The 26,491-nt window shown below is 55.4% G+C and carries 23 protein-coding genes; 7 read left to right on the forward strand and 16 right to left on the reverse strand.

Annotated elements, in window-relative coordinates; genetic code table 11:
- Positions 1-31 precede the first annotated feature (31 nt).
- From MHN28_RS09765 to MHN28_RS09780, 4 genes are all read right to left on the reverse strand, one after another.
- On the reverse strand, positions 32-1,138 hold the full coding sequence (locus MHN28_RS09765) for a lyase family protein (RefSeq protein ID WP_239338473.1): 1,107 nt from the start codon (positions 1,136-1,138) through the stop codon (positions 32-34).
- Positions 1,131-2,645: a tripartite tricarboxylate transporter permease gene (locus MHN28_RS09770; RefSeq protein ID WP_239338475.1), complete on the reverse strand. Its 1,515-nt coding sequence runs from the start codon at positions 2,643-2,645 to the stop codon at positions 1,131-1,133. The genes MHN28_RS09765 and MHN28_RS09770 overlap by 8 nt, the downstream gene beginning before the upstream one ends.
- A 6-nt stretch (positions 2,646-2,651) precedes the next feature.
- Positions 2,652-3,119 carry a tripartite tricarboxylate transporter TctB family protein gene (locus tag MHN28_RS09775; RefSeq protein ID WP_239338477.1) on the reverse strand — a complete coding sequence of 156 codons (468 nt, stop codon included), beginning with the start codon at positions 3,117-3,119 and terminating at the stop codon, positions 2,652-2,654.
- A 69-nt stretch (positions 3,120-3,188) separates the two neighbouring features.
- Complete coding sequence (locus MHN28_RS09780) at positions 3,189-4,148, reverse strand: tripartite tricarboxylate transporter substrate binding protein (protein ID WP_239338479.1); 960 nt, start codon at positions 4,146-4,148, stop codon at positions 3,189-3,191.
- A gap of 100 nt (positions 4,149-4,248) precedes the next feature.
- On the opposite strand from MHN28_RS09780, the gene MHN28_RS09785 reads away from it, so the two are divergent.
- Positions 4,249-5,163: a LysR family transcriptional regulator gene (locus tag MHN28_RS09785; RefSeq protein WP_239338481.1), complete on the forward strand. Its 915-nt coding sequence runs from the start codon at positions 4,249-4,251 to the stop codon at positions 5,161-5,163.
- Between the two features lie 29 nt (positions 5,164-5,192).
- On the opposite strand, the gene MHN28_RS09790 is transcribed toward MHN28_RS09785, so the two are convergent.
- A complete protein-coding gene (locus tag MHN28_RS09790) occupies positions 5,193-6,380 on the reverse strand; it encodes an SRPBCC family protein (RefSeq protein ID WP_239338483.1) in 1,188 nt (395 codons plus the stop codon).
- Between the two features lie 197 nt (positions 6,381-6,577).
- Between MHN28_RS09790 and MHN28_RS09795 the strand changes: the two genes are divergently transcribed.
- The gene (locus MHN28_RS09795; RefSeq protein WP_239338485.1) at positions 6,578-7,168 is read left to right on the forward strand and encodes a TetR/AcrR family transcriptional regulator; all 591 of its coding nucleotides are present in this window, start codon (positions 6,578-6,580) and stop codon (positions 7,166-7,168) included.
- 34 nt (positions 7,169-7,202) lie between these two features.
- On the opposite strand, the gene MHN28_RS09800 is transcribed toward MHN28_RS09795, so the two are convergent.
- Together MHN28_RS09800 and MHN28_RS09805 are read right to left on the reverse strand one after the other, a co-directional pair.
- Complete coding sequence (locus tag MHN28_RS09800; protein ID WP_239338487.1) at positions 7,203-8,114, reverse strand: LysR family transcriptional regulator; 912 nt, start codon at positions 8,112-8,114, stop codon at positions 7,203-7,205.
- Between the two features lie 149 nt (positions 8,115-8,263).
- The gene (locus tag MHN28_RS09805; RefSeq protein ID WP_239338490.1) at positions 8,264-9,442 is read right to left on the reverse strand and encodes a patatin-like phospholipase family protein; all 1,179 of its coding nucleotides are present in this window, start codon (positions 9,440-9,442) and stop codon (positions 8,264-8,266) included.
- Between the two features lie 331 nt (positions 9,443-9,773).
- Between MHN28_RS09805 and MHN28_RS09810 the strand changes: the two genes are divergently transcribed.
- From MHN28_RS09810 to MHN28_RS09820, 3 genes are all read left to right on the forward strand, one after another.
- Complete coding sequence (locus tag MHN28_RS09810) at positions 9,774-10,925, forward strand: aromatic ring-hydroxylating dioxygenase subunit alpha (protein ID WP_239338494.1); 1,152 nt, start codon at positions 9,774-9,776, stop codon at positions 10,923-10,925.
- Entirely contained in the window at positions 10,922-11,797 is an 876-nt protein-coding gene (locus MHN28_RS09815) for an ABC transporter six-transmembrane domain-containing protein (protein ID WP_239338497.1), read from the forward strand. Before MHN28_RS09810 ends, MHN28_RS09815 begins: the two co-directional genes overlap by 4 nt.
- A gap of 84 nt (positions 11,798-11,881) precedes the next feature.
- A complete protein-coding gene (locus MHN28_RS09820; protein WP_239338500.1) occupies positions 11,882-12,943 on the forward strand; it encodes a ferredoxin--NADP reductase in 1,062 nt (353 codons plus the stop codon).
- 25 nt (positions 12,944-12,968) lie between these two features.
- On the opposite strand, the gene MHN28_RS09825 is transcribed toward MHN28_RS09820, so the two are convergent.
- The 7 genes from MHN28_RS09825 to MHN28_RS09855 all read right to left on the reverse strand — a co-directional run bounded on the left by MHN28_RS09825 (position 12,969) and on the right by MHN28_RS09855 (position 20,753).
- The gene (locus MHN28_RS09825; protein ID WP_239338503.1) at positions 12,969-13,559 is read right to left on the reverse strand and encodes a TetR/AcrR family transcriptional regulator; all 591 of its coding nucleotides are present in this window, start codon (positions 13,557-13,559) and stop codon (positions 12,969-12,971) included.
- Between the two features lie 271 nt (positions 13,560-13,830).
- The gene (locus MHN28_RS09830) at positions 13,831-15,213 is read right to left on the reverse strand and encodes a DUF1501 domain-containing protein (RefSeq protein ID WP_239338505.1); all 1,383 of its coding nucleotides are present in this window, start codon (positions 15,211-15,213) and stop codon (positions 13,831-13,833) included.
- 4 nt (positions 15,214-15,217) lie between these two features.
- Positions 15,218-16,990, reverse strand: coding sequence for a DUF1800 family protein (locus tag MHN28_RS09835; RefSeq protein WP_239338506.1), 1,773 nt, complete (start codon positions 16,988-16,990; stop codon positions 15,218-15,220).
- A 164-nt stretch (positions 16,991-17,154) separates the two neighbouring features.
- Positions 17,155-17,586 (reverse strand): DUF2141 domain-containing protein, encoded by a 432-nt coding sequence (locus tag MHN28_RS09840; RefSeq protein ID WP_239338508.1) that lies wholly within the window; start codon positions 17,584-17,586, stop codon positions 17,155-17,157.
- 18 nt (positions 17,587-17,604) lie between these two features.
- Positions 17,605-17,877, reverse strand: a complete 273-nt coding sequence (locus MHN28_RS09845; RefSeq protein WP_239338510.1) for a hypothetical protein — start codon at positions 17,875-17,877, stop codon at positions 17,605-17,607.
- Between the two features lie 182 nt (positions 17,878-18,059).
- On the reverse strand, positions 18,060-19,478 hold the full coding sequence (locus tag MHN28_RS09850; protein WP_239338512.1) for an MFS transporter: 1,419 nt from the start codon (positions 19,476-19,478) through the stop codon (positions 18,060-18,062).
- A 210-nt stretch (positions 19,479-19,688) separates the two neighbouring features.
- Positions 19,689-20,753, reverse strand: a complete 1,065-nt coding sequence (locus MHN28_RS09855; RefSeq protein ID WP_239338514.1) for a hypothetical protein — start codon at positions 20,751-20,753, stop codon at positions 19,689-19,691.
- Positions 20,754-21,525: 772 nt separating this feature from the next.
- On the opposite strand from MHN28_RS09855, the gene MHN28_RS09860 reads away from it, so the two are divergent.
- On the forward strand, positions 21,526-22,146 hold the full coding sequence (locus tag MHN28_RS09860; RefSeq protein ID WP_239338516.1) for a TetR/AcrR family transcriptional regulator: 621 nt from the start codon (positions 21,526-21,528) through the stop codon (positions 22,144-22,146).
- Positions 22,147-22,313: 167 nt separating this feature from the next.
- Positions 22,314-22,820 (forward strand): hypothetical protein, encoded by a 507-nt coding sequence (locus MHN28_RS09865; RefSeq protein WP_239338518.1) that lies wholly within the window; start codon positions 22,314-22,316, stop codon positions 22,818-22,820.
- A gap of 94 nt (positions 22,821-22,914) precedes the next feature.
- Here MHN28_RS09865 and MHN28_RS09870 read toward each other — a convergent pair whose 3' ends face one another.
- Both MHN28_RS09870 and MHN28_RS09875 read right to left on the reverse strand, forming a co-directional pair.
- Complete coding sequence (locus tag MHN28_RS09870) at positions 22,915-23,928, reverse strand: NADP-dependent oxidoreductase (protein ID WP_239338520.1); 1,014 nt, start codon at positions 23,926-23,928, stop codon at positions 22,915-22,917.
- Positions 23,929-24,012: 84 nt separating this feature from the next.
- A complete protein-coding gene (locus tag MHN28_RS09875) occupies positions 24,013-26,388 on the reverse strand; it encodes a fatty acid cis/trans isomerase (RefSeq protein WP_239338523.1) in 2,376 nt (791 codons plus the stop codon).
- Positions 26,389-26,491 lie beyond the last annotated feature (103 nt).

Raw genomic sequence — 26,491 nt, forward strand, 5'->3', positions numbered from 1 at the left:
ATGTGCGCGGCCAGGGAGCTTGTTGATGGATTTAGTGCGGCTGTGCCGCCGCGGCATGATCAAAGTCCGAGACTTTGCGCGCCATAGAGTCCGTATCCAGCATCAGATTGGCAAAGATGGTCTCGACCCAGGACAGTGCGCCCGAAGTAAGTAAAAAGGTCTCGGGCACGACAATCCATTCGCCAATCCACATCCCGCCTGACCGTTCATGCTGGTGGGTAGTGAACTCTCCGATCTGCTCGGCCCGCTGCCGGCCAAGCCGGGCGACGGCTTCACCAAACTCAGACGCGCGTTGGTTTTGCTTATGTGCCATGGCGGATGACGCACCCTTGCCAGTGACGTGTACCTCGGACCATTCTGATATGTCCGACGATGACAGCAGATTGACGTTGTGAGAGATCTTGCACAGCGTCGCGCACAACCCCCCAAGCGCGCCGACAATGTCGGCAATACCGTCGCGGGCGTTTTGCCAATGGGGCTCTATGACATTCAGGCCCAGCGTGGCGGCGACGCCTTCCTTGATCCGGTGACCTGTGCCGTTTTTATAACCGCGCAGATCGCCGACGGGGCCGCCAATCTGGACGTTCAAGCCCCGCGCCGCCGACTCTTCAAGCGCTTGCGCGCGCCGCAGTAGTTCGACTTTCCAAACCGTCAACTTGGTGCCAGCCCGAATGGGCACCGCGTGTTGACCATTGGTGCGACCCATCATGACGGTGTCGCCAACTTCGTCGATCTGCTGCCCGATGGCTGCGGTCAGCCGTTCCAGCCCGGTCTGAATGTGCTCAAGCCCGATCTTCATCTGCAGAGCCAGAGCGGTGTCCATAATATCCTGCGTCGTCGCCCGGTAATGAACCCTTGTCGCGTGATCACCAACCTGCCTTCTGAGTTGTTCGACAAGTCCCACAATTGGTCGTCCGACATGCATCATGTCTTCGTGCAGGCGTTCGGTGTCCAGATTGCAGACCGAAATCGCGTCCAGCGCGTCGGCGGCCTCCTGCGGGATCAGATTTTCCAGCGCCTGATGGCGCGCCAGCGTCTGCTCAACCTTTAGCCAGGCTGAAATCGTGGCATGTTGTGACCAGACGGACCGCATGTCGGCGCTGGAAAAGCAGTCTCGGTAAAGGGAGTGCTCAAGCATCTTCCAGCTCTCCCTTTGCGATCTTGCGCTCTTTCATGATCCCACGGATGCGGAAGGCGATGGCCCCAGCACCGATGACAAGGAAAGCCAGCGCGATCGGACGTTCGACGAAGATCAAGGCGCCGCCATCGGACATCAGTAGCGACTGGCGGAAGGTCTCTTCCGCGCCTTTGGCCAGGACGAACGAGATCACGAATGCGGCAACGTTAAAGTCGTATTTCCGCATCAGCCAGCCGGCAAAACCTGCGCAGGTCATGACCGTGACGTCAAACATGGATCCGCGTGCCGAATATGCTGCGACGAACGAGGTCAGGAAGATCAGCGGATATAGAACGTTGGTCGGGATCTTCAGGATCAGGCGAGCCACCTGAGTGGCACCGAAATACCCGATCAGACCATAGGCCAGAATACCCAGCATACCGCAGGCGAACAGCTTATAGACCAATTCCTTGTCCGTCAGGAACAGGGTTGGCCCAACCTGAATGCCGTGGATCAGGAAAACGCCCAAAAGGATTGCACCGATGGTCGAACCCGGAATGCCCAGTGTCAGAAGTGGCGCCATCGAGGGACCGGATACCGCGTTGTTGGCGGCCTCTGGTGCGGCGACACCTTCCAGCGCGCCCTTGCCCCACATCTCGGGGTTTTTCGCGCGGCGTTTGCCTTCGCCATAAGAGATGAACGCAGCGATCGCGGAACCGAGGCCCGGCAGAACGCCGATACCTGCGCCTATAAAGCCTCCGCGGAATGCGTGCGGCAAGCAGGGTTTGTATTCTTCCCAGGTCAGGCTGTTGCCGTTTTCAGTGCTTTCGTTCTCTTTGGTCTCGCCGGTTGCTTTGCGACGCGATTCCAGTTGGGCAAAGACTTCGCCCAGCACAAAGACGCCGATCATCAGCGGCACGAGCCCGATGCCGTTCGACAGCTCGAACGAACCAAAGGTGTAACGCTCTTCGCTTGAGATCGGGTCCAAACCGACCATGGCAATCAGAATACCCATCAGCGCCGAGGCCAGACCTTTGATAATTGAGTTGCCGATAACAGATCCAATGACCACAAAGGCCGCAAAATAGATTGCAAAGGTTTCTGGCGGGCCAAGTTTCAGGGCGATCGCCGCAATAAAGCCGACACCGATAACCAACATGATGTCGCCCATCAGGTCTCCGATGATGGACGAAATCGTCGCCACTTTCATCGCTTTGCCAGCCTTACCGGCGCGTGCCAGTGGATAGCCGTCGATTTGTGTTGCAGCGCTGGCTGCTGTTCCGGGCGTATTGAACAGAATAGCCGCGATTGAGCCGCCATACCGGCCGGATTTTCCGATCACATACAAGAAAGCGAGCGCGAAGATTGGCGACATGTAAAAAGTGATGGGCAGCAGCATCGCAATGGCTGCCGACGCGGTCAGCCCAGGTGTGGCCCCGACCACCATGCCCACGACTGCGGCCAGCACGATGGCAAAAAGCAGCGTTGGGTCGGTGATCACCGAAAGAAGTGCGGGAAAAATTTCCATGACGATTTACCCCTGTATCCAGTTGAGCAGGTCGAAGACCTCGCCGTATGGCGGGAACACACCAAGCAGGACAAAAAAGATGAGGTGGAAGATCAGCGGGCATAGCACCACAGACACCGCCAGCCCGATCCAGCTGCGTACGCCGAAAAAGTACAAAACGATCGGCGCGGCAATCGCCGTTGGCAGCAAGTAGCCAAACCAGCGGAAGGACTGCTGATAGATCAGGGCGATGATGAACAGGCCGATGATTTGCAGCGTTGCTCCGTTGTCTTGTTCCTGGCTGGTGCCGTCGGCCGTTTGACGTGCGGCACCCAACAGCAGCAGGCAGGAAAGAAACAATAGTGCGATGGACGCTGAAAATGGCACGATGCCTGCCCAGGTATCCCCCGGAGACGCTGCGGGCACTTGCCAGGCACCCCAGATGGCAATGATTGAGATGAGGGCTAGCACAAGGCCTTCTGCATAGGCGCGCATGTCGATCCTCCCTGATTACGTTAGATACAAAAAGGCCGGGGGGAGAAAACCCACCCGGCCCTGAGGACTTTAGTTGGTCAGACTTTCGACCAGGGGAGTGGCGTCCTCTTTCATGGCGGACAGCGTCGCTTTGGCGTCCGCACCATTCTGATAGACCGGGCCGGTTCCGCGCGAGGCCAGAAGCTCGGCAAACTCGGGTTTTGCGGCAATCTGCTCCAGCGCAGATTCCATCGCGGCAACGACCTCGGCCGGGGTGCCCTTCGGGGCGAACACGATCACCGGCGAGGAGACGGCGGCAAACGGAATACCCAGTTCGCCAAACGCAGGCACGTCTTTCATGATGCTATCGCGATCCTGACTGTTGACGGCCAGCGCGCGCAGTTGCTCTTCAAATCCTGCCAGCTGTTGAACGCCCAGGAAACCAAAGTCGGCCTGTTCGCCGATCAGAGCGGCACGGGTCGGTCCGCCACCTTTGAACGGTACGTCCTGAGCCTCGATGCCGTTACTGGCCAGGAACCCCATGCCGCCGACATGGTGGAAGCCTCCGCGGCCCGAATGTGCCCAACGCAGTTGGCCCGGGTTGGCTTTGGCCGCATCGATCACGTCCTGAACGGACTGGAACGGGCTGTTGAGCGGCACCATCAGCGAAGTTTGCAGCTGACCGACTTGTGCAACGAAGTCAAAGCTTTCCAGTGCGTCGATATCCGTGTCACGGGTCATCGTCGACAAAAGGAACGAGCCGCCCGATGTCATCATCATGGTATAGCCGTCGGGGCGGGCGCCAACGACTGAGTTTGCCCCGTTCAGACCGCCCGAGCCGGGCTTGTTCACGACGACAACCGGAACGTCCAGAATGCCTTCGGCCGCAGCCGAAATGGCGCGGGCATAGGCGTCTGTACCGCCGCCGGCTTTGTAGGGAACAACCAGATTGATCGGGCGTTTCGGCCAGTCGGCTGCGAAACTCGCCGTCGCGGTTGCAGTTACGGTTACTGCCGCAAGGACAGCGGTGAGAATAGTTCTACGCTTCATAGCATCCTCCCTGAGATGCGATCCAAATTAGATTAAAAGTAGTGTTAATAAAAATGCAAAGGTGTTATCTTCTCTTGCAAAATAGTAAAGGTTCAGTCTGATGAATATCAAAGCCCTCCGAGCCTTTCGCGCCACCCTTTCCGAAGGTACATTAGTTGCCGCTTCTGAAATCCTGCACCTGAGTCAACCGGCGATCAGCCGTCTGATATCTGGTCTGGAGGCAGAATTGGGCCTGATCCTGTTTGACCGCAGTGGCCGGAATCTGACGCCGACTCGAGAGGGGTTGGCGTTCTACCGCGAGGCGGGACGAATTTTGGACAACCTTGACGAGGTTCCCCGTATTGCGGCTGAAATACGCGCAGGGCGCACAGAAACACTGCGCGTGGTCACCATGCCGCGCATCGCTCGCGCGATCTCGGCACCCGCTCTCGCCAAATTTCTGCAAGCCCATCCGGATACAAATGTCAGTCTGGACATCCGGGCGCGGCGCGAAGCCAGCAAATGGCTGGCGGGTCGTGAGTATGACATTGGTATAGGGGCATTGCCGGTTCAACATCCCGGAGTTCGGACGAAACCCTTGCTCAGAGTTCGGGCGCAGGCGGTTCTGCCTGCTACGCACGAGTTGCGTGATCGCAGTTCGGTCTCGGCCACCGATCTGGCCCAATTTCCGGTGATCCGGTTGATGAATGGACTTTTGCTGCGCGAGCAATTGGACGACATTTTTCGATCTGCCGGCGTCAACCCACGCCATACCTGTGAAGTCGCGGCTTCACAGCTTGCTTGCTCGCTTGTTGCAGAGGGCGCGGGTGTAACCATTGCTGACGAACTGGTCGCTGCGCAGGAAGCCCTCGACCGGTTGGCGTTGGTTCCCATCGCGCCAGAACGTTGGATGACTTTTGGGCTGCTCTATCCTGTAAATCAGGAGAAATCAGAGGCGTTGCAGGATTTTGAAGACGTTTTGTTTTGGCAAGCGTCCGAACTGTGTAAAAACAGCCCAACCTTGGCGCTTGCCTGAGAGCCGCCATCAGGCGGCTTTTGGGGAAGTTATGCTTCCATATGACGGAGAACGGATCTCTGGAAATATGTCAGCGGCGACTCCGCTCCGGGACCAGCGGCCATTTTGCCGACCGAATATTTCGGAGACATCAGGGCGCGTTGCATTTTTTCAACCACATAAACGTCCTCGGTCTGGAAATCCTGGGTTTCCAGTGGATGTACTTTCCAGTGAGAGCTTTTGATCAGGCCGGTCGCCTTGTCATATCCGGGAATGTCCTTGACCGATCCGCGATTGGACATCCACGATTTTGCGGCCCAGACATAGACGTTCAACCGGGTCACACCGGCGCTGACGGGTTCCATCACGGAAACCGAGAAAGACCATGGGCTGGCTACGATGAGGGTTGTCGGGAACAGCATATAGACGCCCCCATAGCCTTCTTTCTCGGCATGCGGGATCTTTTTTGCGTTCCACTTGTCCATGCGGTTCGATACGAAGTTTGGAACACGTGAACGCACGGTTTCGTTCTCGGTCGAATACCAGACCTGGTTGTCGCCGTAGGGGTCCCAGATATTTTTGTCCTGGGTTGGTCCGCCAAGGGTATTCTTGTGCAGATAGGCCAGATGGTACCCGTCAATCGCGTTCTCAAAGAAAACTTTCCAATTACACTGCATCTCATAAGTGACGGCGTCACCATAAGAGATCAGTTCGGGACTGGTGATGTCATGAGGCCAGACGACATCCTCCAGCCCGCTGAGCCAGTCGGACAGGTCCTGATCTGGCTCGGGGTTAACGAACACAAAGCCTTTGAATACGGCTACGGACGCCTTGTGAAGACCGTTTTCCTTTTTATCGATGTCCGGAAAGCACGCGCGCTGCTCGGGGATGCCGCGCAACGCGCCATCCAGACCAAATGTCCATGAGTGGTAGGGGCAAACAATGGTCTTGCCTGTATTGCCGCAGCCGCGGTCAAGCAGCTCGGTTCCGCGATGGCGGCAGATATTGTGAAAGGCGCGCAGTTCGCCGTCGTTGCCGCGGATGACAACCAGAGTAAAATGCCCTGCCTTAGCGGTCATGTAGTCACCAGCATTGGCAACTTTCGATTCGGTCCCCGCAAATACCCAGCTGCGCGAAAAGAGATTTTTGTTTTCCTGCGCCAGCCATTCTTCTGACGTGTACGCCTCGGGTGGTAGTTCCTGAGTGGCGACCTCCGGCATTTTATTCGGTTGTTGCATGTATACGTCTCGCAATTGGCTGATTGGCTGCTTCTTTATTGTCAATATTGACAAATAACGAAAAAAATGCCATTTGTCAACAAAAAGTGACCGTTCACTAATTTTGATGTAACAACCGGAAAATGCTGCGAAATGAGCGGCCAGAGACAACCCGCCGAGTTTAAGCGCCACGCTTCGGCAGCAAAACAGGATCTGCCATGCCGCGTCCGAGCCTCAGAACTCAACGGTCCGAAGAAATTCTTGATGCCTATATGACATGTGTCGCCCGGTTTGGCCTTGAGGGTGCCACGCAGGAGCGAGTCGCGGCCGAGGCGGGCGTGAAGCGCCCATTGTTGCGGCATTATCTTGGTAACCGGGATCAAATGATCGTTGCCTTGAGCCTTTATGTTGCAAACACATTCAACAATCAGACCGCTGAATTGGATTTTTACCTGAGCGAGATCGAATCCGGCAGCCAGCTGGTTGAAATCCTATTTACCGACGACGAGGAAATTGACCCCCGACTGCTGGCCGCCTGGCAGGCTTTGTCCACGTCGATTGGAGACCACCCGGATCTTGCGAAACCTCTGCTGGCGGTCCTTTCGCGGTTCTTGTTGGTCATTGAAAAAACTCTGCGCCGCGTGTCGCCCAACGCAAGTGCAGAAAAGGTGCGGGCCGTTGCGCAGGGGATTTCGACGGTCTTTCTATCGCTTGACTCTCTGGCTGCGCTTGATGCCCCGTCAGACTGGCGGTTAGAGTTGAAACAGGCGGCATTGTTGTTGACTGAAACGCTTGACGTGTCCGACTAAGCGGGGGCGGCGTGAGCATTGGTGTCTAGTCTTGCTACCGCGGTAGGCCCTCTTCGGTCTGGGCCTGCGTTGCAAGCCAGTGCCTGAAATTGCGTAAAGATGGGTCGTCGGATTTGGATTTCGGCCAAACGAGGTAATAGGCCCCCATCATTTCGACCGCATCGGGGAATGCTGCGATCAATTTGCCGGTCGCCAGGTCCTGTTCAATCAAATAGTTGGGCAACAAGGCCACGCCGAGCCCGTGCACCGCCGCCTGATTGATCGTGGTATATTGATCGTAAATTGTTCCCGGCAACGCTTCTGGATGGCTTGTGCCCATGTGGCGGAACCACTCTTGCCAGGCGTGTGGTCGCGTCTGGATGTGTAGCAAGGGCAGTTTCAGTAGATCGCGCGGAGACTCTGGTACGCCTTTGGGCAGCAATGATGGTGCACATACCGGTTGTACGCTTTCCACCCGCAACAAAAGCCGGTCCGTGCCGGGCCAGTCAGGTTCACCAAAATGCAGTGCTGCATCAAAGGGTTCCGTGGTAAAGCTAAAGGGGCGCAGGCGGGTGGACATGTTGACTGTTATGTCAGGATGAAGTCGGGCAAACTCGGGTAGCCTTGGTACCAACCAGCGCATGCCGAATGTTGGCAGAATGGCAAGATTCAGAGTTCCTCCGGCGGGCGCCACGTGCAGTTTCAGAGAGGCCTGAGCGATCTGGTTCAATCCTTGCCGCACCTCAGCCACGTATTCCTGTGCGACCGGTGTAAGAAGCAGGCGTTTGCGGTCGCGACGGATCAGGTCTACGCCCAATTGCGCTTCCAATGTCTGCAGTTGGCGGCTTACGGCACTTTGGGTCAGTGCCAGCTCGTCCGCGACGGCTGAAGCCGAGCCGAGGCGGTCCAAAGCTTCGAGGGCGCGGAGCGATGAGATTGAAGGAAAAAGGCGACGTGGCGGTATCATCTATGCGTTCAGATCATGGTTTCGTGCCAATACCTTGCAGTTATTTGCGATTTGTTCAAACAGGTTGTGCATTGCTGGCACGCCCCAATGGTTGAAACGCGAGCGTTGCCACTGCTGCAGAGTAAGAAATGCGTGCATTCCAGCCGGTTTCACTGCCAGTCCTGGACATTGTAGACCCAACCGTCTTTATGCTGACCTGCCCAAAATCCGATAGCAAACAGTTCGGTCATGTAGTCAGGATCAAACGGTTCGTCAGGCTTGGTCAGGAACTCTTTGGGAATATAGGTGATGTTCGCCCCAAAGCCGTCGCGGTTCGCTAGGGCCAGAATGCTCTCGATATTGCCCAGACTTTGCGACCGGATCAGCATCTCGAACGCGCGGTTGGCCACAGCTGTTGCGTTTCCTGGCAGCGGATCGAATGTCGGTTCCAGCTTTTTGTTGTGGATCAGCCAAATGCGGTTGTTCCGGTTGCTCAACCCGGCAGAGCGCAAAAGCTGACGCATCTGTAATTCGTAGGGGTAGGCAAATATCTCGCGTGTCAGCCCACCGTCCACGTGCAGTTCTTCGCGAACAACTTCGCCGTTTGTCACGTCAATTGTAACCGGTTGGAATACGACGGGGATCGAAGCTGATGCCAAAACAACATTGTGAATCAGGTCCCGCGCCTGCGGTGTATCGGATTGCGCAATTGCGCCGATATTCCAAAGTACCGGCCGCTCGGCATCAATATTGGTGGTGCCGATAAGCAGCTGACGGCCCTTTCGGTGCTCTTCGGCGATTTTAAGGATCAGGTCATCCGTTAGCTCTTGTTGGATCGCCTGCTTCAGCGGGGTTGCCTTTGTCAGAAATCCACGCCCGAATACGGCTCCGGTCAGATCCAGTCGGACAATGTCGCGTGTCGCAGTTTCGGTGTAGAACCGCTTTAGCCTGTTGTCATAGTCCGGCCCAAGAAAGGCAAAAGGAGCAATCAGCGCCCCTGTGGATATTCCGGTAACAACATCAAAAGATGGTCGGGTTCCCGTTTCGCTCCAACCGTTGAGTACGCCAGCGCCGTACGCCCCATGCTGGCCGCCCCCTGACAGCGCAAGGACGTTCAGCCCGCGTCCCTTCGGCACCTGTGCCAGTGTCTTGCGCATATCCGATTCCAGATCGGCCAGCCGGGCACCGCTGTCATCTTCGAAATACCGACTGTCTGCATTTGCGCCGACTGGCAGGAACGTTTCGTAGGTCGCCGCTGTCGGCGTCAGAGCCGTACGATCGTAGCTGCCAGCGCAGGCTGTCAGCGACAAAACAAGGACAATATGGATGCAAATCTTCAACGAGGGCATGCGGGCGTGTCCGTCTCAAAAAGCTCGAGGCTCCTTAACGAGGCATTCGCCGATTGTTGAGTCACGTTTGCCCGGCTTGGATTCTTTTTCTGGGTGCCCAGCCTGCCTCTTGGCAAGTAGTCACCGATCGGGCGAGCCGAATGTCGCCTAAGCCCGCATGATGTTCTTTCTTGGGGCCGTCATTTTAATTGTCACCATTGACAGCTATGTGTGGATTGCCTATTTCGCATCGGAATGCCGCCGCGATACGGCGCCGGACAAACGATTTTGCCAGGATCAGAACAGATCAGCTTGCCAACCGTGATAAAATACGGCCCGAGGAGGGGACAGCATGCCACAGATGTACCACGAACTACCCGCAGAAGCCTACACTTCGCAGGAGTGGTTCGATCGTGAGCAGCGCGAGATATTCTCAAAGACCTGGCGTTTCGCTGGCTTTATGGAAGACGTGCCCGAGCCGGGCCACTATCTCTCGGTTCAGGCCGGGTTGAACAATCTATTTATCGTGATGGGGCGAGACCGGCGATTGCGGGCCTTTCATAACATCTGTCGCCATCGGGGCACGCAGTTGATCCGCGCGGTCGGCAAGACACAAAAGGCGCTGACCTGCCCCTATCACGACTGGACCTATGACCTTGAAGGCAACCTTGTTTCGGTCCCGGACGAACATCGCGAATACAAATCGGTCGACAAATCCTGCCTTGGCCTGAAACCGGCGTCCGTCGATATCTGGAAGGGCATGCTGTTCGTTCATCCCGATCCGAACGCGGGTTCGATCATGAAGTGGTTCGGAGATGTCGATGACAAGGTCGGTCCGCATGTTCCCGAAGAACTGGTCGAGCATGAAGACACCTCGAACACGTATGAAATAAAGGCAAACTGGAAGATCGTCATCGAGAATTACATCGATGTCTACCACCTGAGCCACCTGCATTCGAACACGTTGCAGATGTACGACCACGCCAAGGCGCAATATGGCTGGTACGGGCCGCACTACATCTTCTGGGAGCCGCCGGTCGAGGATTTCGCCAAGGATCAGAACAAAAAGCTGCAGATGCCGAGGGTCGTTCCCGAAGATCAGAACGGTGCATGGGTGCCGATGTTGTTTCCGGGGATTGGAATTGGCGCGTCCGAGGATGTTTGGAACGCCTTTATCGTCACGCCGCTGGCCCCGGACAGGACGCGTATCCTGAACCGAACGCGTGTCGCAAATGCCTCGGGGTGGGAATTCACGAAACAGGCCAGCCGATCTGCGTCGTTCTGGAACAACTTTGGCATCAAGGGTAAATACGAAGGTGATGATGCCTATGATGAAAACGACCCGATGGCATCGGGCGATTTCACGCAAGAGGACATATATGCCTGTGAGCAACAGCAGAAATCCCTGACCTCGCCATACTTTGAGGTTGGCCCCGCCGCGGTCGGAGAAAGCCCGGTTGTACAGCACCAGAGGGTCGTCCGCGACTGGTTGCAGGACAAATGATCGGACCTGACGACCGGTTGTCGATTGGCACTTTGTTGCGGGTTTTCCGGGCAAAGATCGCAATGACCTGGGGCCTGACCCTTGTCGAGACGGCGCTGTTCGCCTTTCTTCCGCTGTTGATCGGCTATTCAATCGACGGGTTGTCGAAAGGTGATTACACCTCGTTTACCCATTTCGGCGCCGTCATGGCGGCGCTGTTGGTGGTCGCAACACTGCGCCGTATCTACGACACGCGCGCCTATGGCACGATCCGCGTCGAATTGGGCAAAGCGCAGGCCATGCGCGACTCCGGGCAAGAAGTTTCGGTGCTGAATGCGCGCGTGCTAATGGCGCGCGAGTTGGTCGATTTTTTGGAAGGTGAGGCGCCTGAGTCGATGGGTGCTGCCGTTCAGGTGTTGGTCTCTATTGGCATTCTGATGTCGTTCCACGGGGCACTGGCGACGGCCGCCGGCCTCGCTGCGGCGCTCATCGTGATTATCTTCACTTTGTTTTCGCGCCGGTTTTTTCGTCTGAACGGATTGCTGAATCAGCAATCAGAAAGGCAAGTCACGTCGTTGCAAAGCAACGATCTGAAAAAGATCGGCCAGCATCTGTTCAGATTGCGCGCTCATGAGGTGCGCCTGTCGGACTCTGAGGCCTATGTTTACGGTGCGATCTTTGCGGTTTTGCTGAGTATGCTGGCCTTTAATCTGTGGTTCGCTGCGACCCAAAGTCAGGCCACTGCCGGGCAGATATTCTCGGTTGTCACATATTCTTTTGAGTTCGTGCAATCGGTCGTGGTCGTCCCGATGGTTCTGCAAAGCCTTGCGCGTTTGTCCGAGATCACAGAACGGATCAATGCACCTGCATCCGGGAAGGGCGCGAATGCGTAGCAGAACCAATTCAAGTTTCCGGTGCATATCGGATATCATTACCCATCCAGCACAGACGCATGGCGCGCTTTTCGGAGGTTCCCAATGACCAGAGCTTTTCACCCACTTACCGTGCGTGAGACCCGCGAAGAGATCGGCGGGCAGGCGAAATCCGTCATGTTTGACGTGCCGCCACAACTGGCTCAGGAATTCGCCTGGCGGGCCGGTCAGCACCTGACTCTTCGCTTTCAGCTCAACGGGGAAGAGGTGCGCAGAAGCTATTCGATATCGTCCTCTCCGGTGTCGGGCGATCCACTGCGCATCACGGTGAAACGGGTCAAGAAAGGGCTTGTCAGCAACCACATCAATGACACGGTGCAGCCGGGCGATGTGATTGACGTGATGCCGCCTTTCGGCAGCTTTTGTCTGGATACAGACCCAACCGAGCGGCGCACGCACTATTTCTTTGGTGCTGGCAGCGGCATTACCCCTCTGCATTCCATGCTTCAGTCAGTGCTGTTGGCCGAGCCGTGGTCGGTCGCGCATCTGGCTTACGGCAATAACAATGCGGACAGTATTCTGTTCAGGGATGAATTTGCTGATTACCAAGAGGCGTTTGCCGATCGCCTGACGGTTCAACACCTGCTGTCGAAGCCTTCGATGTGGTCCAGTTTCAGCTATTGGCGACGGGGGATCATCGACAAGGACGCGGTTGAGGCTCTGATCGCCGAGAATCCACCGTACGCTCAGAATGCGCAGTACTACATCTGCGGCCCGGGCGGGATGAACAAGTCGGTAAAAGAGGCGCTGATGTCTTTGGACGTGCCTGCAAACCGGATTCATATGGAAAGCTATGGTGGTGCGCAGGACACGGATGACAGTGTAAAAGGTGTCGACGCTGTCGTGGACATCACGTTGAACGGAGAACGCCAATCGGTTCAGATGGCGGCGGGCCAAACAATTTTGCAGGCTGCGCAACAGGCCGGACTGGAACCTCCGTATTCCTGCCAGTCCGGAGTTTGCGGGGCGTGCCGGTGTCAACTGAAGAAGGGTTCGGTCCACATGCGGGCGCGCACTGCGCTGGACGACAGCGAAATTGCGCGAGGCGCAGTGCTTTCGTGCCAGGCTGTCGCGACGACTGAGAAACTGGCTATCAACTACGATTGACCAACCTGAAACTGGGTAGCCGTGCTCACGATTTGGTTTCGAGTGTTTCGGCCAGTTTCAACGCAGCGAAATAGGACGAGTAGCCCCATGTTTTCGGCGGTTTGAGCGGGATAAACGCGTCCGTCGTGATGAACAGGTTGACGATACCGTGCGCGACGATTTCACAAGCCTGCTTGTCGGCATTTGGATGCGACGCCAGTACGATGTTAATCGCAACCTTGTAAAATGTCTCCATCGAATCAAGCAACGGTTTGCGAAGTTCCGGGTAATTCTCAACCGAATTGACCAAGGCCTGATAACAAATGTTGATCCTCGGATCCAACTCACCGTCGGAATTGAACAACGCCTCGATCAGGTTGCGAACACCGGGGTGATCTTCCAACGCAACGCGCAACATCTCGCTCTGACTGCTGAGGGTATCGGCGATGTGCTCACCAAGCGCCAGAACCATAGCTTTGCGATTGCCGAGGTGGTGCCGGATCAGGGGGCGTTTCAGCCCGGCTTCGGCCGCAATATGTTCAAGTGTAGCGCCTTCGACCCCATATAAGGCAACGCATGTCATGAACGCGTCGAGAACTTCTTTTTTGCGTTGATCTTGTACCGAGGGGCGACCCATGCGATTACTCTTGGCTAGATACAGGTTTTCCCGCAAATATAGTATTCTAAGTAAACTGTCAAGTTAGACAGTAAACTATTGCCTTTTACACTGATTAGGTGGCGATTGGTCCACTATTCAATTGTGTTCTGGTAGTCCGTACCGACCGAGGACTGCTTTTCTGTTTTACAGAGTTCGGGGCGCTTCTGCCTGGCTTTTTGGATAAGTGGATTCCTGACATTCGGGTAAGGTCCGAGCACCCTGGTGGGCAGGGTGCTCGGGGTTGGCAGGGTCAGGAGAAAAGGCCCAGCCTTTCGCCACCCGCCACATCAGAGAACCGGTTGAGGTTCGGGAACAGAGTGTCCAGCGCCGACGGCTGAACACCAAACCAAAGGGACAGGTCAGCATATAGTTGATCGGTCGAAGTTGTAGGGATCAGTACTCCATCACCCACATCCAGCGCGTTGTCGCTGGCCAGGCCCAGTTCGGGGTAGTCCCCCAGAATCCGCCCGCCTTTGACAGAATTGCCCATCACCAACGTATTTCCACCCCAGCCATGGTCCGTGCCATTGCCGTTCGACGTCAAGGTCCGGCCGAAATCGGACCCGGTGAACGTCACGACGCGATCCGCAAGTCCCATATCATCCAGCGTCGCCTGGAAAGCCCCAAGCGCCTCGGACAACACGCGCAGCATCCGGGCGTGGTTAGCTAACAGTTCGTCATGGTGATCCCAGCCGATGTAGCGAACAAAGAAGGTCTGCTGCTCGTGCCCCAACCGGTCAGAGGCGGCAATCGTCTTGGCGACCATGCGCAATTGCTGCGCCAGATCCGAGGACGGGAAAGACCGCGGTACCTTGATCCCGCGGGTCGCGGATTTGAACGTCTCGTGTTTGGCCTGGGCGTCGCGGGTCAGGTTCAGATAGGTCTCGCGGAAGGGGTCACCATTATGATCGGCGTTCATCATCCGGTTGAAGCTGTCCAGCAGCAGATCGTTCAGCGGGCTTCTTTCTTCTTTGACATATAGCCCGACGCTGCCCTTGTCAGTGATCGCATAAGGCAGGTCGATCTTACCGTTCTGGGCGATGTTGTTCCCGGCCAGAGAGATGTTCATGCCGATCTCATGCGCCGATTTCGACGGCTGAAGATCATCGGCAAAGAACCCGAACCACCCATCGTTGACCCGCAGATCAGGGCGTGAGGTTTGCCAATGCTTGAACTGGTCCGCATGGCTAAGCAGCCCAAGGGGCAGGGCCGCCGAACCGTCATAGAACTGTTCTTTCCGGACCCGTTCGACCAGCGGACCAACATTGGCGACAAAGGATAGGCGTTTTTGATCGAACAGTTCTGCCACCTCGGGCATCGACGGGTGCAGGCCAAAGCTGCGTCCCAGCCGGTCCTTGGGGGCGTCCAGGTTCAGCAGCTCTTTCCGGGACAGCGCCAGATTGGCCCGAGTTTCCGAATATTGGCCGTGAGCGATCTTGTCGTTCGGCACCAGCATGTTGAAGCTGTCATTGCCGCCATCCAACATTACGAACACCAGCGCCTTGCGAGCGGGCTTGATCATGCCGCCACCGGCTTGCGCCAGCCCGGGCAGGGCCGCACCCATCATTGCGCCTGTTGCGGCAACACCTGTCGACGCCAGAAACTGCCTGCGGGTAAAAGATTTGGTCAGCATCGGCTCAGGCCTCCTGCACGGTGAATTCGGGGGAAACAGCGATCATGAAGGCGATGGTCTGCACCACCCACTCGGGATTATCGGCATATTGCACGTAGGCCTGCTTAATCCGTTTGCGCGCCGCCGCATTTGTCTGACCGGTCAATAGGACCGAGATCCGGTCGATCAACTCATCATGGCGGCCTCGGTTCTGCGCGATCTTGATCTCTTCGCTCAGGTCGAAGCGCAACGCGTTTTTGGTGTTAGCCCACAGTGTATCCGGGTCAAATTCCATGACCATCATCTGTTCGGGCCCGGACCCGATCTGATTGGAGACCAGAGGCAGGTAGCCACCGAAGAACCAATAGTAGATGGTGTTCACATAAGCGACCGAGGTCGCTGCCGTATGAAGTTCGAATTCAGGTGCACGCAAGCCCATCTTTTGCAGGTCGCCGTGCGGGGTAAAGTCAGGTTTGTAGAAATTGAATACCGTGGGCGCGGACATCGGATGCATCTGCAGCGCCTCCTGAATGTCGTCGCCCAGCAGCCACAGCTTGCCGCTCTGATTATGTACTCCGAATGCCAGAAGAACCTGCGTGACCCGATGCAAAGGTGATTTCAGCTTTTGAGACTGCACAATCTTGGTCGAGGTTTTGTAGGCCGAGGGCAAGCGTTTGGCGGCGACCTCGTTGGTCAGCGGGTAGGTCAGGATCGTGCGCACGGCGCTTTTCAGGTCGCCAGTCGGGCCAAATGCGCGGGATACGGCCTCGACATAAGCGGGTGACGGGTTCGAGGTGACCAGCCGGTTGATCAAGTGGGTCGCGATGAACGGTGCGGTCGTCGGGTGGGCCACCAGTTGATTGACGGTCGAGCGGATTTCTTTCGGGCCAGACTGGTTGCCGGGCAGGGTCAGACGGCCATTCAGCAGAGATTTTGCGTCGCGGTCGTGATAGGCCTCTTCCACGATCATCGGTTTTGTCGCGTCGATGAAGGGCACCGTCTTATAAGCTTTTTCGATTCCGTCATCGAACTGAACGGGATAACCGTTATAGCTGCTTTCCCAGAACGAAGTGTTCCATTCGTATTCATAAGCCGCAGGCAGCAAGCCGGTGAAAACGCGGGCCAGTTCCTTGATGTCCCGGTTGTCATAGGTCGGGATTGGATCCCCATTGGCATCCAGCTTCTCGGTGCCATCAGCGTTCAGCTCGAACAGGCCAATCGAAAACAGCTGCATGATCTCACGCGCATAGTTTTCGTCCGGATGGATGTTCTTGGCCTTGTTCGCCTTCTGATTAGTCATGTGCGACAGGTAGATACCCATCATCGGGTGCATCGAGACGTCGTACAGAAGGTCCGAGTAGCTGCCGAACGCGTGTTTGTAGAGCAGGTCGTAGTAGTTGGCCATCCCGATGGCATCCAGCTCTAGCGATGATGCGTCCGAGATGACCAAAATCTCGGACAGTGCCTGCGCAACACGTTGACGCAACAGATCATCGTGCTGGGTCAGCGTATGGTTCCACCAGGCCATGTGGAAATACCACTTGTAGGGCAGGGCGGGGTTGTTGCCATCGCCGTTGATCGCCCACTCACCATGCGCGCGTTTCAGGCGTTTGCGGAAACTCTTCCAAATCTTGCGCGTGGACTTTTCGAATGGGCCTTTGTTTCCGATCGGGGCACCCAACTGATCGTCCAGCCAGCGTTCAACTCCGATCTTGCTGACCTGCTGAAGGAGGTCCTGATCCGCGCCCAGCGTGGCTTGCATCAAAAAACGGCTGGCATCTTCAAGTGGTGTTTTCATGGTGGATAGCGGTCCTTCAAACCTGAAGTCGATGGCTGAGACAATATTAGATTGTCATGATGGACAATTTAAATTCTGACCGTGATCTTTCAACCCGAAAATTCGAGATGGCAAAAAAAAAGCCCCGTTTCCGGGGCAGTCGGGGTTAAAAAATTTGGGAGGCTCTAGTTGGCGTAGTTCATCTTCAGCCCAACAGAGGCGTTGTTGCCATCGTAGTCGATCGCCGCATCCTCGAATACCGGCACGGACCTTACGCCCGCGCCTTTGGAATAGGCCCAGCCTTCCTGAGGGACGGGGCCTTTCATTTCGAACTGCCCGTTGTCGTTTTGATCATGATGGATCATGATCGCAAGCTGCCCTGATTTCTGGTTTTTCAGAGTTCCCGAAACCGAGCTTCCGGAGGCAGGGATTTTCGCATAGCCCACGATTTTAGCCATTTGGCTTTGGTCAAATGCCGTCTTGTCGTCAAATGCCAGAACATGAATGACGCCCCCGCGCCCGGCGTCAACACCGGAAATGTCTACCTGGATGTCTCCGGCCACGGCTTGAGACGCAGCGAGTGCCATAAGGCCAGCGATGAATGCAGTCTTGGTCATTGGGTTCCTCCCGAACAGTTAACCGATGTAAATTCCGAACAGACGCCATGCCAGATCCTGCACGACGTAAAGCAGGCCAAAGCCAAACCACATGATCGTAATGACGTAGAAAAGGGGTGGGTTTTCCCGGCTGTCGATAGTTTCGATCAGGAAGGCCTGACCAGTCATGAATGATGAAATCGCCCACCACATGAACAAAAGACCCCATAGCGAATAGACCTGAAACCAGGTTGCCAAAAGCAATACAACGACGACGACCCAGGAAAGGGGATGGGATTGTAGGTATTTCATTCTGTAGTCTCTTCTCTTTGGGCTCGTTGCCCGTGTTGGGACGTGTCCGCGTAACGTTGTGTGGTGCGGTGTTCTATTGGTGCTTCTTGGCGGGCAGCACACAGGTTAAGCGTACTGACATCTGCCGGGATGCTGAAGTTGCCTTGGTTGCCCGGCACCCGAAGGATTTTTGTGTCTGCTGCTCAGTCACGGATCGCCACCAATTCGTCAAACTGCGCCTTGTCCAGTCGATAAAACATCAGCGCCACGACTGAGGCCAGATAGACTACCAGGCTCAGGCAGGCATAGTTCCACCCCAGCGAGCGTGTAACTTCGGCGGTCAGGTTGGATTGATCCGGCGCCTCCGGAAAGCCGACAAAGGCAAGAAACAGTCCGGATGTTGCCAACCCACCGGCGGTGCCAGCCTTTAGCACAAAGGTAATGACCGAGGTGATGATCCCTTCATTCTGGTATCCGTTTGTTTTGATGCCCAGTTCGACAACATCTGCGGTCATGGACGTCAGCAAGGATGAGGTCCAGACGATCAGGATGATTTGCAGGATACCGTGGATGAACAGCAGCCAGATCAGCAGTTCCGTACCATTGGCAGGAAAGAACCCGATTTCTCGCAGCATATAGGGGGCGACGCCGACCACTGCCGACAGGAGTGAAAGGAAAATGGCGCTCGACTTTTTGTCGCCGAAGCGTGCAATGCCCTTCAGGGTGGCGCCCGCGATCAAAGCTCCGATCAGGTTTGCCACCAGGATCAGTGAGATCTGGTCGTTGTTCAGTTCCCAGAAGAATGATGTCAGGTAGGTCCATAGAGCAGCCCCGATCCCTGCGCCCACGGCAAAGATGGCTGAGCTGATAAAAATCGCCCTAAGAGCGGGCAGTTTGAATGCGGCGATAAACTGGCTGAAGAATCCCGAGGCGCTGTATGTCGCAACATGAGAAATGTCGTACATCCTGTCTTGCCACCGGCGGGTACCAATTGCGGTGATTGCAATGGCCAGTGCGATGATGATGGCGCCGACCAGCCCGGCTTCCTGATAGCCTGCCTGATTAAGGATGCCGTAAGGCATGGTGTCGGTCGGTACCAACCAGATCACATACATGGCGATCACCATGATCTGACCGGCGATCCAGGTGACCGAGACCTTGAGGCCGGCCAACATGGTGCGACCGCTGTAATTTTTTGTCAGCTCCGGGACCATCGCATTATGTGGTACGTCGAACAGCGTCATCGCGGTCCGCAAAAGGATCGTCGTGATCAGCAGAAACCAGAACAGTTGTGTTTGCGATGTCAGGGACTCGGGCGGATTCCAGATAAACCAGAAGAGGAACGCGACCGGAATGATGGCCACATACATGAAAGGGTGGCGCTTGCCTGCCCGCGAGCGTGTGTTGTCAGAAAGGTATCCGACGACGGGGTCCGACACAGCATCGAACATCAAAGCGACAAAAAGAGCAAATCCTACGGTCTCAGCCGGAAGCCCGATCACCAGATTGTAGTAGATCAGCAAGAAAAAGCTTAGCCCGTTCGACAGAATGCCGTTGGCAATTCCGCCCGCGCCATAAAACAGCTGCATACGGACCGGTGGGCTGTCGGTTCTGGTGCTCATTTATTTCCTCCGGATCTCATCGCAGCAATCAGGTTAGTGAACGATCACTATAAGATGATCACAAGGTTCATTTTTTGTCAAAGGTGAAAGGTAACTTTGCCAGGCAACTTTGTTGTGGGTGTTGATGGCCGCCGGTCCAAAGGGCATGTAGCGGCGGCCATACATTGGTTGAAGCTTGAAACCCGACAGCCAGATCGGTCGGGCGCTTGATTAGAAGTTGTGCGACAGGCTGACACGAACTGCGGTGCCGGAAACGTCCCGGATCTGCAGGCCAGCGTCAGGTTCATTCACATCCCCAAGCGTGCCGTATGTGAAATCGACCAGAATGCGGGTCTGACCAATCGAGTGCACGGCGCCAAGTGTGATGCCTTGGCCGCCACCCTCGTAGTTAAACCCTTCAAAACCGCCTTCGGGTTGCGATCTGGATAGGATGCCATAGAAGTACCATTTCGGGTTCAGCAGGTATCCGACGCCAATTTGGTAGTCGATTGAATCTTCGGCGAATTCCGCAAGCGGACCGCCAAGTGCCGGGGATTGCACTGCAACGTCATCCCAATTTCTCCAGCGGACCGATCCGAAGGCACCCCAGGGACCCTTGATCGCACTTTGAACATTCAGCGCAACTGTCTGCGGAGTAGTCAGTTTTGTCGTTACGTCAGCAGGATCAAGAGGCTGGAGTTGTTCGACACCGTCCAGATCGTGATCGATTTCCGAGTAGTAGGTCAGGTCGGCGCGAAACGCGAGTGACGGGATCTCGTAAGCGGCACCGACAAGGAAGCCGGGATTGAAATCCCCCTCGGAGTCCAGCGAATAGCTGAGAGAGGGGTTGATCAATGCACCGCTGAAATCGTTCAGCTTTTCAAAGCGAATACCCGCATAGGCGCTGATGTTCTCGTTGAACTTGTACCGTGCCATCAGGTTTACTTCGGTACCACGATACCGGACGTTGGTGCCTGCCGACGGCGCGCCCGTTCCGGTGGGGTAAAGCAGCTTGTAGTTGATCGAGTTAAAGCCGCGGATTGCAAAAACCCACTTGTCGCCGATGTCCTGCTTATAGGCCAGAGACAGACCGCTGATACTGGGGGTAACGTCACCTGTTGGCTGCCCAAACTCAGTGCCTTCTGTTTTTGAATCCGCCCATCCCCCGGTAATTTCGACATACCGGCCTTGCTCGAACAGGAACCTTGTTTCCGACGGGAACCCCTCGATCCCTCCGGCCAGTACAGGGCCTGAAACCAGACCCGCACCCAATGCCAGCGTTGCTAATTTTTTCATACTTCCCTCCCTTTTCCCCGGTGTCAGCTCATTGTTTTGTCCGGGGGGACTGCATTGACCCCGGCGCTTTCAGGCCGTTGGTCAGTTGATGACGCCGCGAACGGCGTGTGTTTGAACGGCCAACTGAAAAACATGCGTTCCATTGGCAGCGTTTTTGGCTTGTAGAGCTGAGTGCAGTGCATTAGGGAGATGCGCAGAATGAGGCCGTCGCAATAACACGCGAAAACGGATTGAAGATTTCCGATTGCGTCGCTTCTTGCGCCCGTGGAGTGGGCAGATGGAAGCAGGCAATACTAAATGGGTCGGCAAAAATGCCGATTGCGCGATTTTTCATTGTCCCTGTCTAATTTTGCAGCCCAGTCTCAGGCCGTTACTTTCTGGTTAATGTGATGCGAGTGCTACCGGTCTGACACCTCCTCGTCATTTGGTTGAATTTGCTGAGTGGTTTTCCCAATCGCTATCGGCGCGCTCCTCCTGAAAGAGCACCGTGCATCGGAAAAATTTCCTGCATGATTCCCGCCAAAAATCCGGACGTATCCAGGATTGGTCATAGGTCTGTCCCTGTTGCTTGCCTATTTGCTGGCATGACTGTCTTTTCTGACAGTCATTTTGTTACACACAATTTGCACTTTTTCAATACGTTTGTATTGTACAGGTGCATTGAAATTTTCTTTCGTGGCAAATGTTGTATTTTCAATGCTTTGATCTAACTCCCGCCATTACGTGGAAGCCCCTCACATCTTGGTGGAAAATACGTTAGTAGAGGCCGATGATGCCAAATTTGACAGAGAATCGCGCCAGGCTGCGCGACAAGAACCGAGAACAGAAACGGCGCGAGCTTGCAGAGAACGCGATTACAACGATTGCGCAGGCTGGGTATGCCAACACGACACTGCGGGATATAGCGTCTTCGACTGGTGTTTCTTTGGGAAAGATCCAGTACTATTTCCCCGAGAAGGAAGGATTGCTGTTGTATTGCATTGACTTGTCGGTCAATCGCTTCATCGGCCAGCTAAACGAAATCGTTGGTGCGAAGCTTAGTCCGCGCGAAGCTCGCGGAGCTTATGTCGAGCTGTTTGCCCATTCGATTGTCAATTACGCGCATTTGCACCGGCTGTGGTACGACATTCGAAACCAGGCCATGTTCGATAGCCAGCTCAAGCAACGGGTCGCGGATGTCGAAGCCAGATTTGTTTCCGTTTGTGACGAACTGGGAAAGAAATTCGCCCTCAACGATGTGCGCGGTCTAGAGATCTATTTGATGCTGGACGGGGCTTATCGCTATTTCATCCAGCAATCTGTTGCAGGCTTGTCTGTTAGCGTTGATGACATTACGCACAGCGTTGAACGTCTTATCGGATACCTGACCCGCAACCAGGCAACTGACGCATAGGAATCTGACCCCAAGAGTGGGGTTTCTTCCTTGTAGATTTACACAATCGAGGGCCTGCTAACCAAGGTCTGGGCTTAGGTATGGAAAATCGCAGGTTCCATACCTCTGGCCAGTACATATATGCGGTAAGCTGTCATAAGAGAAAATAAACAGATTAGGAGACGATAATGGCTTTCGCAAAACTGACTGCGATGACCGCAGGCGCAGCTGCGGGCGTAATGCTGGCCACAACTGCGGTTTGGGCAGATGATGTGGCCCGTGCCCAATCTCTGGTTGAAAGTTTTTACACCAGTCTGATTGATGAGAAATATGAAGCGGCGATAGATATGTTTCAGCCCAACGCCAACGCGACAAGCGTTTACAATTTTGGAAAGGCGTACCCCGAAGAAACGATTACCTACAGCCCCAAGGACCTGAAACAGTATATCGAAGCCGAAATTCCAGAGGAATATCAGCAGTATTTTGAGGGCTATAAAGAGACCGCACAGTCCTTTGAAGTTCTAGGGGCCCAAAGGGCAGGTGAGAACGTAACCGTGACCGGTCGCCTGACCACCGACTACGAAATGAGCGGATACAAGGGAAAGATATTCCAGAACGACACCTTCACTGTAACGTTCCCATCCGAAGGCAACCCGGCCTTCAGCCGTTACCACGGCGTAACGACATACAAGTAATCCATGCGAAATCGCATGGCAGGAACAGGTCAGCGCACTCCGACTTTTTCCTGCCGGCGCTTATAGTTTTGGGCAGCTGTAACGGTGGGCGGTCTCAGTCCACGCGGATAAGCAGTTTTCCGGTGTTTTCTCCGCGATAGAGCATCGCAATCGCATCTCGGGCAGCTTCTGCTCCTTCCAGGACGTGTTCATTGGCAGACAGTTTGCCAGAACGGACCCATTCAGAAAGCTGCGCAACAGCCTCGGGAAAGCGCGCTTGATAATCAAAGGCGATAAAGCCCTGCATCCGCGCTCGGGCCACCAGTAGCTGGCGATGGACGCGCGGGCCAAGAGGGATCGGATCCCAATCAGACAGTGCGGCTGTGCCACAGATCGCGACACGCGCGCCATGCGCTAGCTGTGTCATCACAGCATCCGAGATTGGGCCGCAGGTGTTGTCGAAATAGCAATCCACGCCATCGGGGCAGGCGACGCGAATGGCCTCGGCCACGTCCTGTTCCCTGTAGTTGATGGTCTCGTCGTAACCGAATTTGTCCGTGCAGAGGGCCATCTTTTCGGCGCTGGATGTAATGCCAACCGTTCGGCACCCCTTGATTTTGGCAATTTGACCGACCGCAGAGCCAACCGCCCCGGCGGCTGTGGAAACAACGACGGTATCGCCTTCCTTTGCGCCACATACTTCCAGAAGGCCGAAATAAGCTGTCACTCCGTTCAAACCCAGAATGCCCAAGGACATAGATGGCGACAGGTCCGTTTCAGTCACTTTGCGATCGACATTTGATCCGTCCGAAACAGCATAGCGGCTCCATCCCAGCATTCCTGACACAAGGTCGCCTTCTGCATAATTGGGGTTTCGGGATGCGACGACCTCGCCTACGGCAAATCCGCGCATCGCAGCGCCGATCTCGACGGGTGGCAGGTAATTGGGAGCATCATTGGCCCAGCCCCGCTGTGCCGGATCCGCCGACCAATAGGACGTTTTGACCAGAATGCACCCGTCGGGCAAATCGGGAACCGGGCTTTCTTGGACCGCGAAATGCTCGGCTTGCGGTATGCCTTTCGGCCGGTTCGACAGGATCACACTGCGGTTGGTCAGGTTCGAGGTCATTGCCGTTTCTCCCAAAGGACATGCCGGGTTTCATTGAAGTGATAGAGCGCGCAAGCTCCGGCGTCCATCTTGCAGAAAGCAGATTCAGTTGTTTTCGGGATTGCCGCTTGATCGGGGGTCTTTGTAACGGTTCAAATCCAGCACGCCCGCCTCAATGGGGGCTTGCTGCAAGAACATCGCTGACACCTGATCGCTTGTTTCCCAGAAATCGGGGCTAGTGCGGCGCAGACCGTAAGTTGCGACAAATTCCACCCACTCTTCTTGCGAACGCACGGATTTCACGGCTGAAACAAATGAGGCCAATTGATCCTGCCGGATGCTAAAAAAGAAATTCGGATAGCTTCCGATCACACCCGGAAGGATTGTCAGCACGTCGGTTTGTGGATTGCGCCGGTCCTTTTCGTCGAACAGGAACGCCACGTTGTAGTGTGCTTTGTCATGCAGCAGCGAATACAGCGCTGAAGACCCGTCATCCGTTTCGACCAAAAGCAGAGAAACATCTGGCAGATATCTGACCCAGTCGCCCGTTTGATTTGCCAACGCACGCAGGTCGAAAAGGATACCTGTGTCATCATTCGAACAGTCAGCTTCCGCACACCTGTTGATGGTGTCCTCGACCGCCCAAAGGCCGTGTCCGCGGTTTAGCAATTCCAGAAGAAACTCTTGCTTGGGTGTGCTCGTGGCAAAATCGATGCCCGTTGGAAAGCTGTCATCGACGCGACGCCGGTGCCAATACGTGTGGAATTCAGCAAGCGCACCATCGTACCAGGTTTCGTGCATCTTTTGTCTGATGCCTCTGGGCATAAAGTTCAGAAAAGTGTCCTCGCTCTCCATACGCAGTTCATCCATGTACAATCGCGTCGAAAGCTGGTGCTCGACGCGCCCGAACACATCGTAACCCGCCACGAGATCGTAGTAGATGCGTTCAAAAACCGGAAAGTCGATAACCCAGGCGGTTTCGGGAATGCCACCGTGGAATCCGGTCATGGCAGAGGCATTGTCGAAGTGCCGAAAGACGGTGATCAGGGCTTGGCGATTGGTGCCATCCCCGTCCCAGATAGCGTCATATCCAAATCCGGATAAGTGAGCCGCGCTGTTGCGATACCGGTCATCCCGAAATTCCAGGTATTTGACCTGATTTTCATGTGACAACCCCTGAAGGTCTCCCAATACCCTGCCATCCAGGTCGGCTACGGGAAGTTCGAGGAAGGCCGCCCCATCCGCCAAAAAGCTTGGATCTGTGACGGACAGGTCGGCATCCGGATCTAAGAAGCTGACCCAGAACCTGTCTTCGATCACGTCGACTGCCGTTTCGCCATGGCACACGGGTCCACGGATGAAGCTACGTACGAAAAACAGCGCGTCGTCCAGAAGAAACTGATAGCGGCTGCGCGCGGGTATCCCTGCAAATGTGCTAAACGGATTTCCGCCCTCTGCATCGCCATACGCGGGCAGTTCTGACACTGACCAAGCGGGGTCGAGAAACAACTGCTGGTATCTCGCCATCCGGTCCGGCCCGAATTTATAAACCAGATGATCTTTGTGCACGATTGTTTCAACGATCGGTTGTAGCCGGTAGTAAAATAAACCGGAGCCGGGATCATCGAACGGTCGCCGAGTTGCGATGATATCTATCTCTGAGCCGGGTGCAGTCGTCGAACGCACAAGTTGGAAGAAAAGCCGTGTGTCGTCGGCTGGAAAGTGAAGCCGGGCGAGAAACAGGTGTTCGTACACATACCTGCTCATCAATTGGTTTCTTGGGTCGGGGTGGTTCAGAAACGCCTCCCAATCTGCAATTTGAGCCTGAATATCCTCAGGTACTTCCGGTAATGCAGACGGCATTGGGGCACCGCTGCGCGCCCAAGACATCAGTACTTGATATTCGTCGTTGCCCAGGGGGGCGGTCGCATAGGGCATTCCTGCCAGCGGATGTGCATTGCGAAAGGCATCAAACTCCTGCGCCGTCGGGCAAACCAGAGGGCGATCAATTTCAAGACCAAGTTCTGCCGGAACAGGCGCGTTGGTCGGCAACTGGGCTTGTCTGCCGAGTTCAAGATAGCGTTCCAGCACGGTCCCGGCATTGTCGGATTGACCGGAAGACTGCACGACAGGAAAGAATCCTAATTTCCGCCACTCCGGAACTGTCTGGGCATCAATGCCAAGTCGCGTCGGCTGCGCATCTGTCAGCCGCTCGGTATGGTAAACGGCCTCCTTACTGGCCCCACGCAATAGCCCGGCAGGAGACGTAAGCTTCAACTGGCAGGGCGCGTCATAACAACTGTGGCACACTACGCAGCGGTGATTGAGGATCGTTTCTACATCGGTCCAGTCACTGACCTGCGGCGACTGAGCACCAGCGGTTGTGCTTGTTTGAGCACCCGCAAATTCGGCAGAGAAAAACAAAATCGCTGCCGTCAAGGCATAGAAAGGTAAATGTCTGTTCCATAGCGCTTGCAGCATCGATGCCTCCCAATCTGAGCGGATGAACCGCGCGGACCAGCGCGCCAGGCCCAAGCCTTTGAATTGTTACACTACTGATTTTTATGTCACTTGTCGTTCTTTC

It is taken from the genome of Ruegeria sp. Ofav3-42 (genome assembly GCF_022347725.1).
GTDB lineage: Bacteria > Pseudomonadota > Alphaproteobacteria > Rhodobacterales > Rhodobacteraceae > Ruegeria.

Coding starts and splice junctions, on each gene's coding strand:
- MHN28_RS09840 (WP_239338508.1), bottom strand. CDS start 17,586: ATGACCAAGACTGCATTCATCGCTGGCCTTATGGCACTCGCTGCGTCT.
- MHN28_RS09820 (WP_239338500.1), top strand. CDS start 11,882: ATGACCAGAGCTTTTCACCCACTTACCGTGCGTGAGACCCGCGAAGAG.
- MHN28_RS09835 (WP_239338506.1), bottom strand. CDS start 16,990: ATGAAAACACCACTTGAAGATGCCAGCCGTTTTTTGATGCAAGCCACG.
- MHN28_RS09790 (WP_239338483.1), bottom strand. CDS start 6,380: ATGCAACAACCGAATAAAATGCCGGAGGTCGCCACTCAGGAACTACCA.
- MHN28_RS09800 (WP_239338487.1), bottom strand. CDS start 8,114: ATGATACCGCCACGTCGCCTTTTTCCTTCAATCTCATCGCTCCGCGCC.
- MHN28_RS09765 (WP_239338473.1), bottom strand. CDS start 1,138: ATGCTTGAGCACTCCCTTTACCGAGACTGCTTTTCCAGCGCCGACATG.
- MHN28_RS09875 (WP_239338523.1), bottom strand. CDS start 26,388: ATGCTGCAAGCGCTATGGAACAGACATTTACCTTTCTATGCCTTGACG.
- MHN28_RS09850 (WP_239338512.1), bottom strand. CDS start 19,478: ATGAGCACCAGAACCGACAGCCCACCGGTCCGTATGCAGCTGTTTTAT.
- MHN28_RS09810 (WP_239338494.1), top strand. CDS start 9,774: ATGCCACAGATGTACCACGAACTACCCGCAGAAGCCTACACTTCGCAG.
- MHN28_RS09775 (WP_239338477.1), bottom strand. CDS start 3,119: ATGCGCGCCTATGCAGAAGGCCTTGTGCTAGCCCTCATCTCAATCATT.
- MHN28_RS09870 (WP_239338520.1), bottom strand. CDS start 23,928: ATGACCTCGAACCTGACCAACCGCAGTGTGATCCTGTCGAACCGGCCG.
- MHN28_RS09865 (WP_239338518.1), top strand. CDS start 22,314: ATGGCTTTCGCAAAACTGACTGCGATGACCGCAGGCGCAGCTGCGGGC.
- MHN28_RS09780 (WP_239338479.1), bottom strand. CDS start 4,148: ATGAAGCGTAGAACTATTCTCACCGCTGTCCTTGCGGCAGTAACCGTA.
- MHN28_RS09770 (WP_239338475.1), bottom strand. CDS start 2,645: ATGGAAATTTTTCCCGCACTTCTTTCGGTGATCACCGACCCAACGCTG.
- MHN28_RS09805 (WP_239338490.1), bottom strand. CDS start 9,442: ATGCCCTCGTTGAAGATTTGCATCCATATTGTCCTTGTTTTGTCGCTG.
- MHN28_RS09830 (WP_239338505.1), bottom strand. CDS start 15,213: ATGCTGACCAAATCTTTTACCCGCAGGCAGTTTCTGGCGTCGACAGGT.
- MHN28_RS09825 (WP_239338503.1), bottom strand. CDS start 13,559: ATGGGTCGCCCCTCGGTACAAGATCAACGCAAAAAAGAAGTTCTCGAC.
- MHN28_RS09845 (WP_239338510.1), bottom strand. CDS start 17,877: ATGAAATACCTACAATCCCATCCCCTTTCCTGGGTCGTCGTCGTTGTA.
- MHN28_RS09795 (WP_239338485.1), top strand. CDS start 6,578: ATGCCGCGTCCGAGCCTCAGAACTCAACGGTCCGAAGAAATTCTTGAT.
- MHN28_RS09855 (WP_239338514.1), bottom strand. CDS start 20,753: ATGAAAAAATTAGCAACGCTGGCATTGGGTGCGGGTCTGGTTTCAGGC.
- MHN28_RS09815 (WP_239338497.1), top strand. CDS start 10,922: ATGATCGGACCTGACGACCGGTTGTCGATTGGCACTTTGTTGCGGGTT.
- MHN28_RS09860 (WP_239338516.1), top strand. CDS start 21,526: ATGCCAAATTTGACAGAGAATCGCGCCAGGCTGCGCGACAAGAACCGA.
- MHN28_RS09785 (WP_239338481.1), top strand. CDS start 4,249: ATGAATATCAAAGCCCTCCGAGCCTTTCGCGCCACCCTTTCCGAAGGT.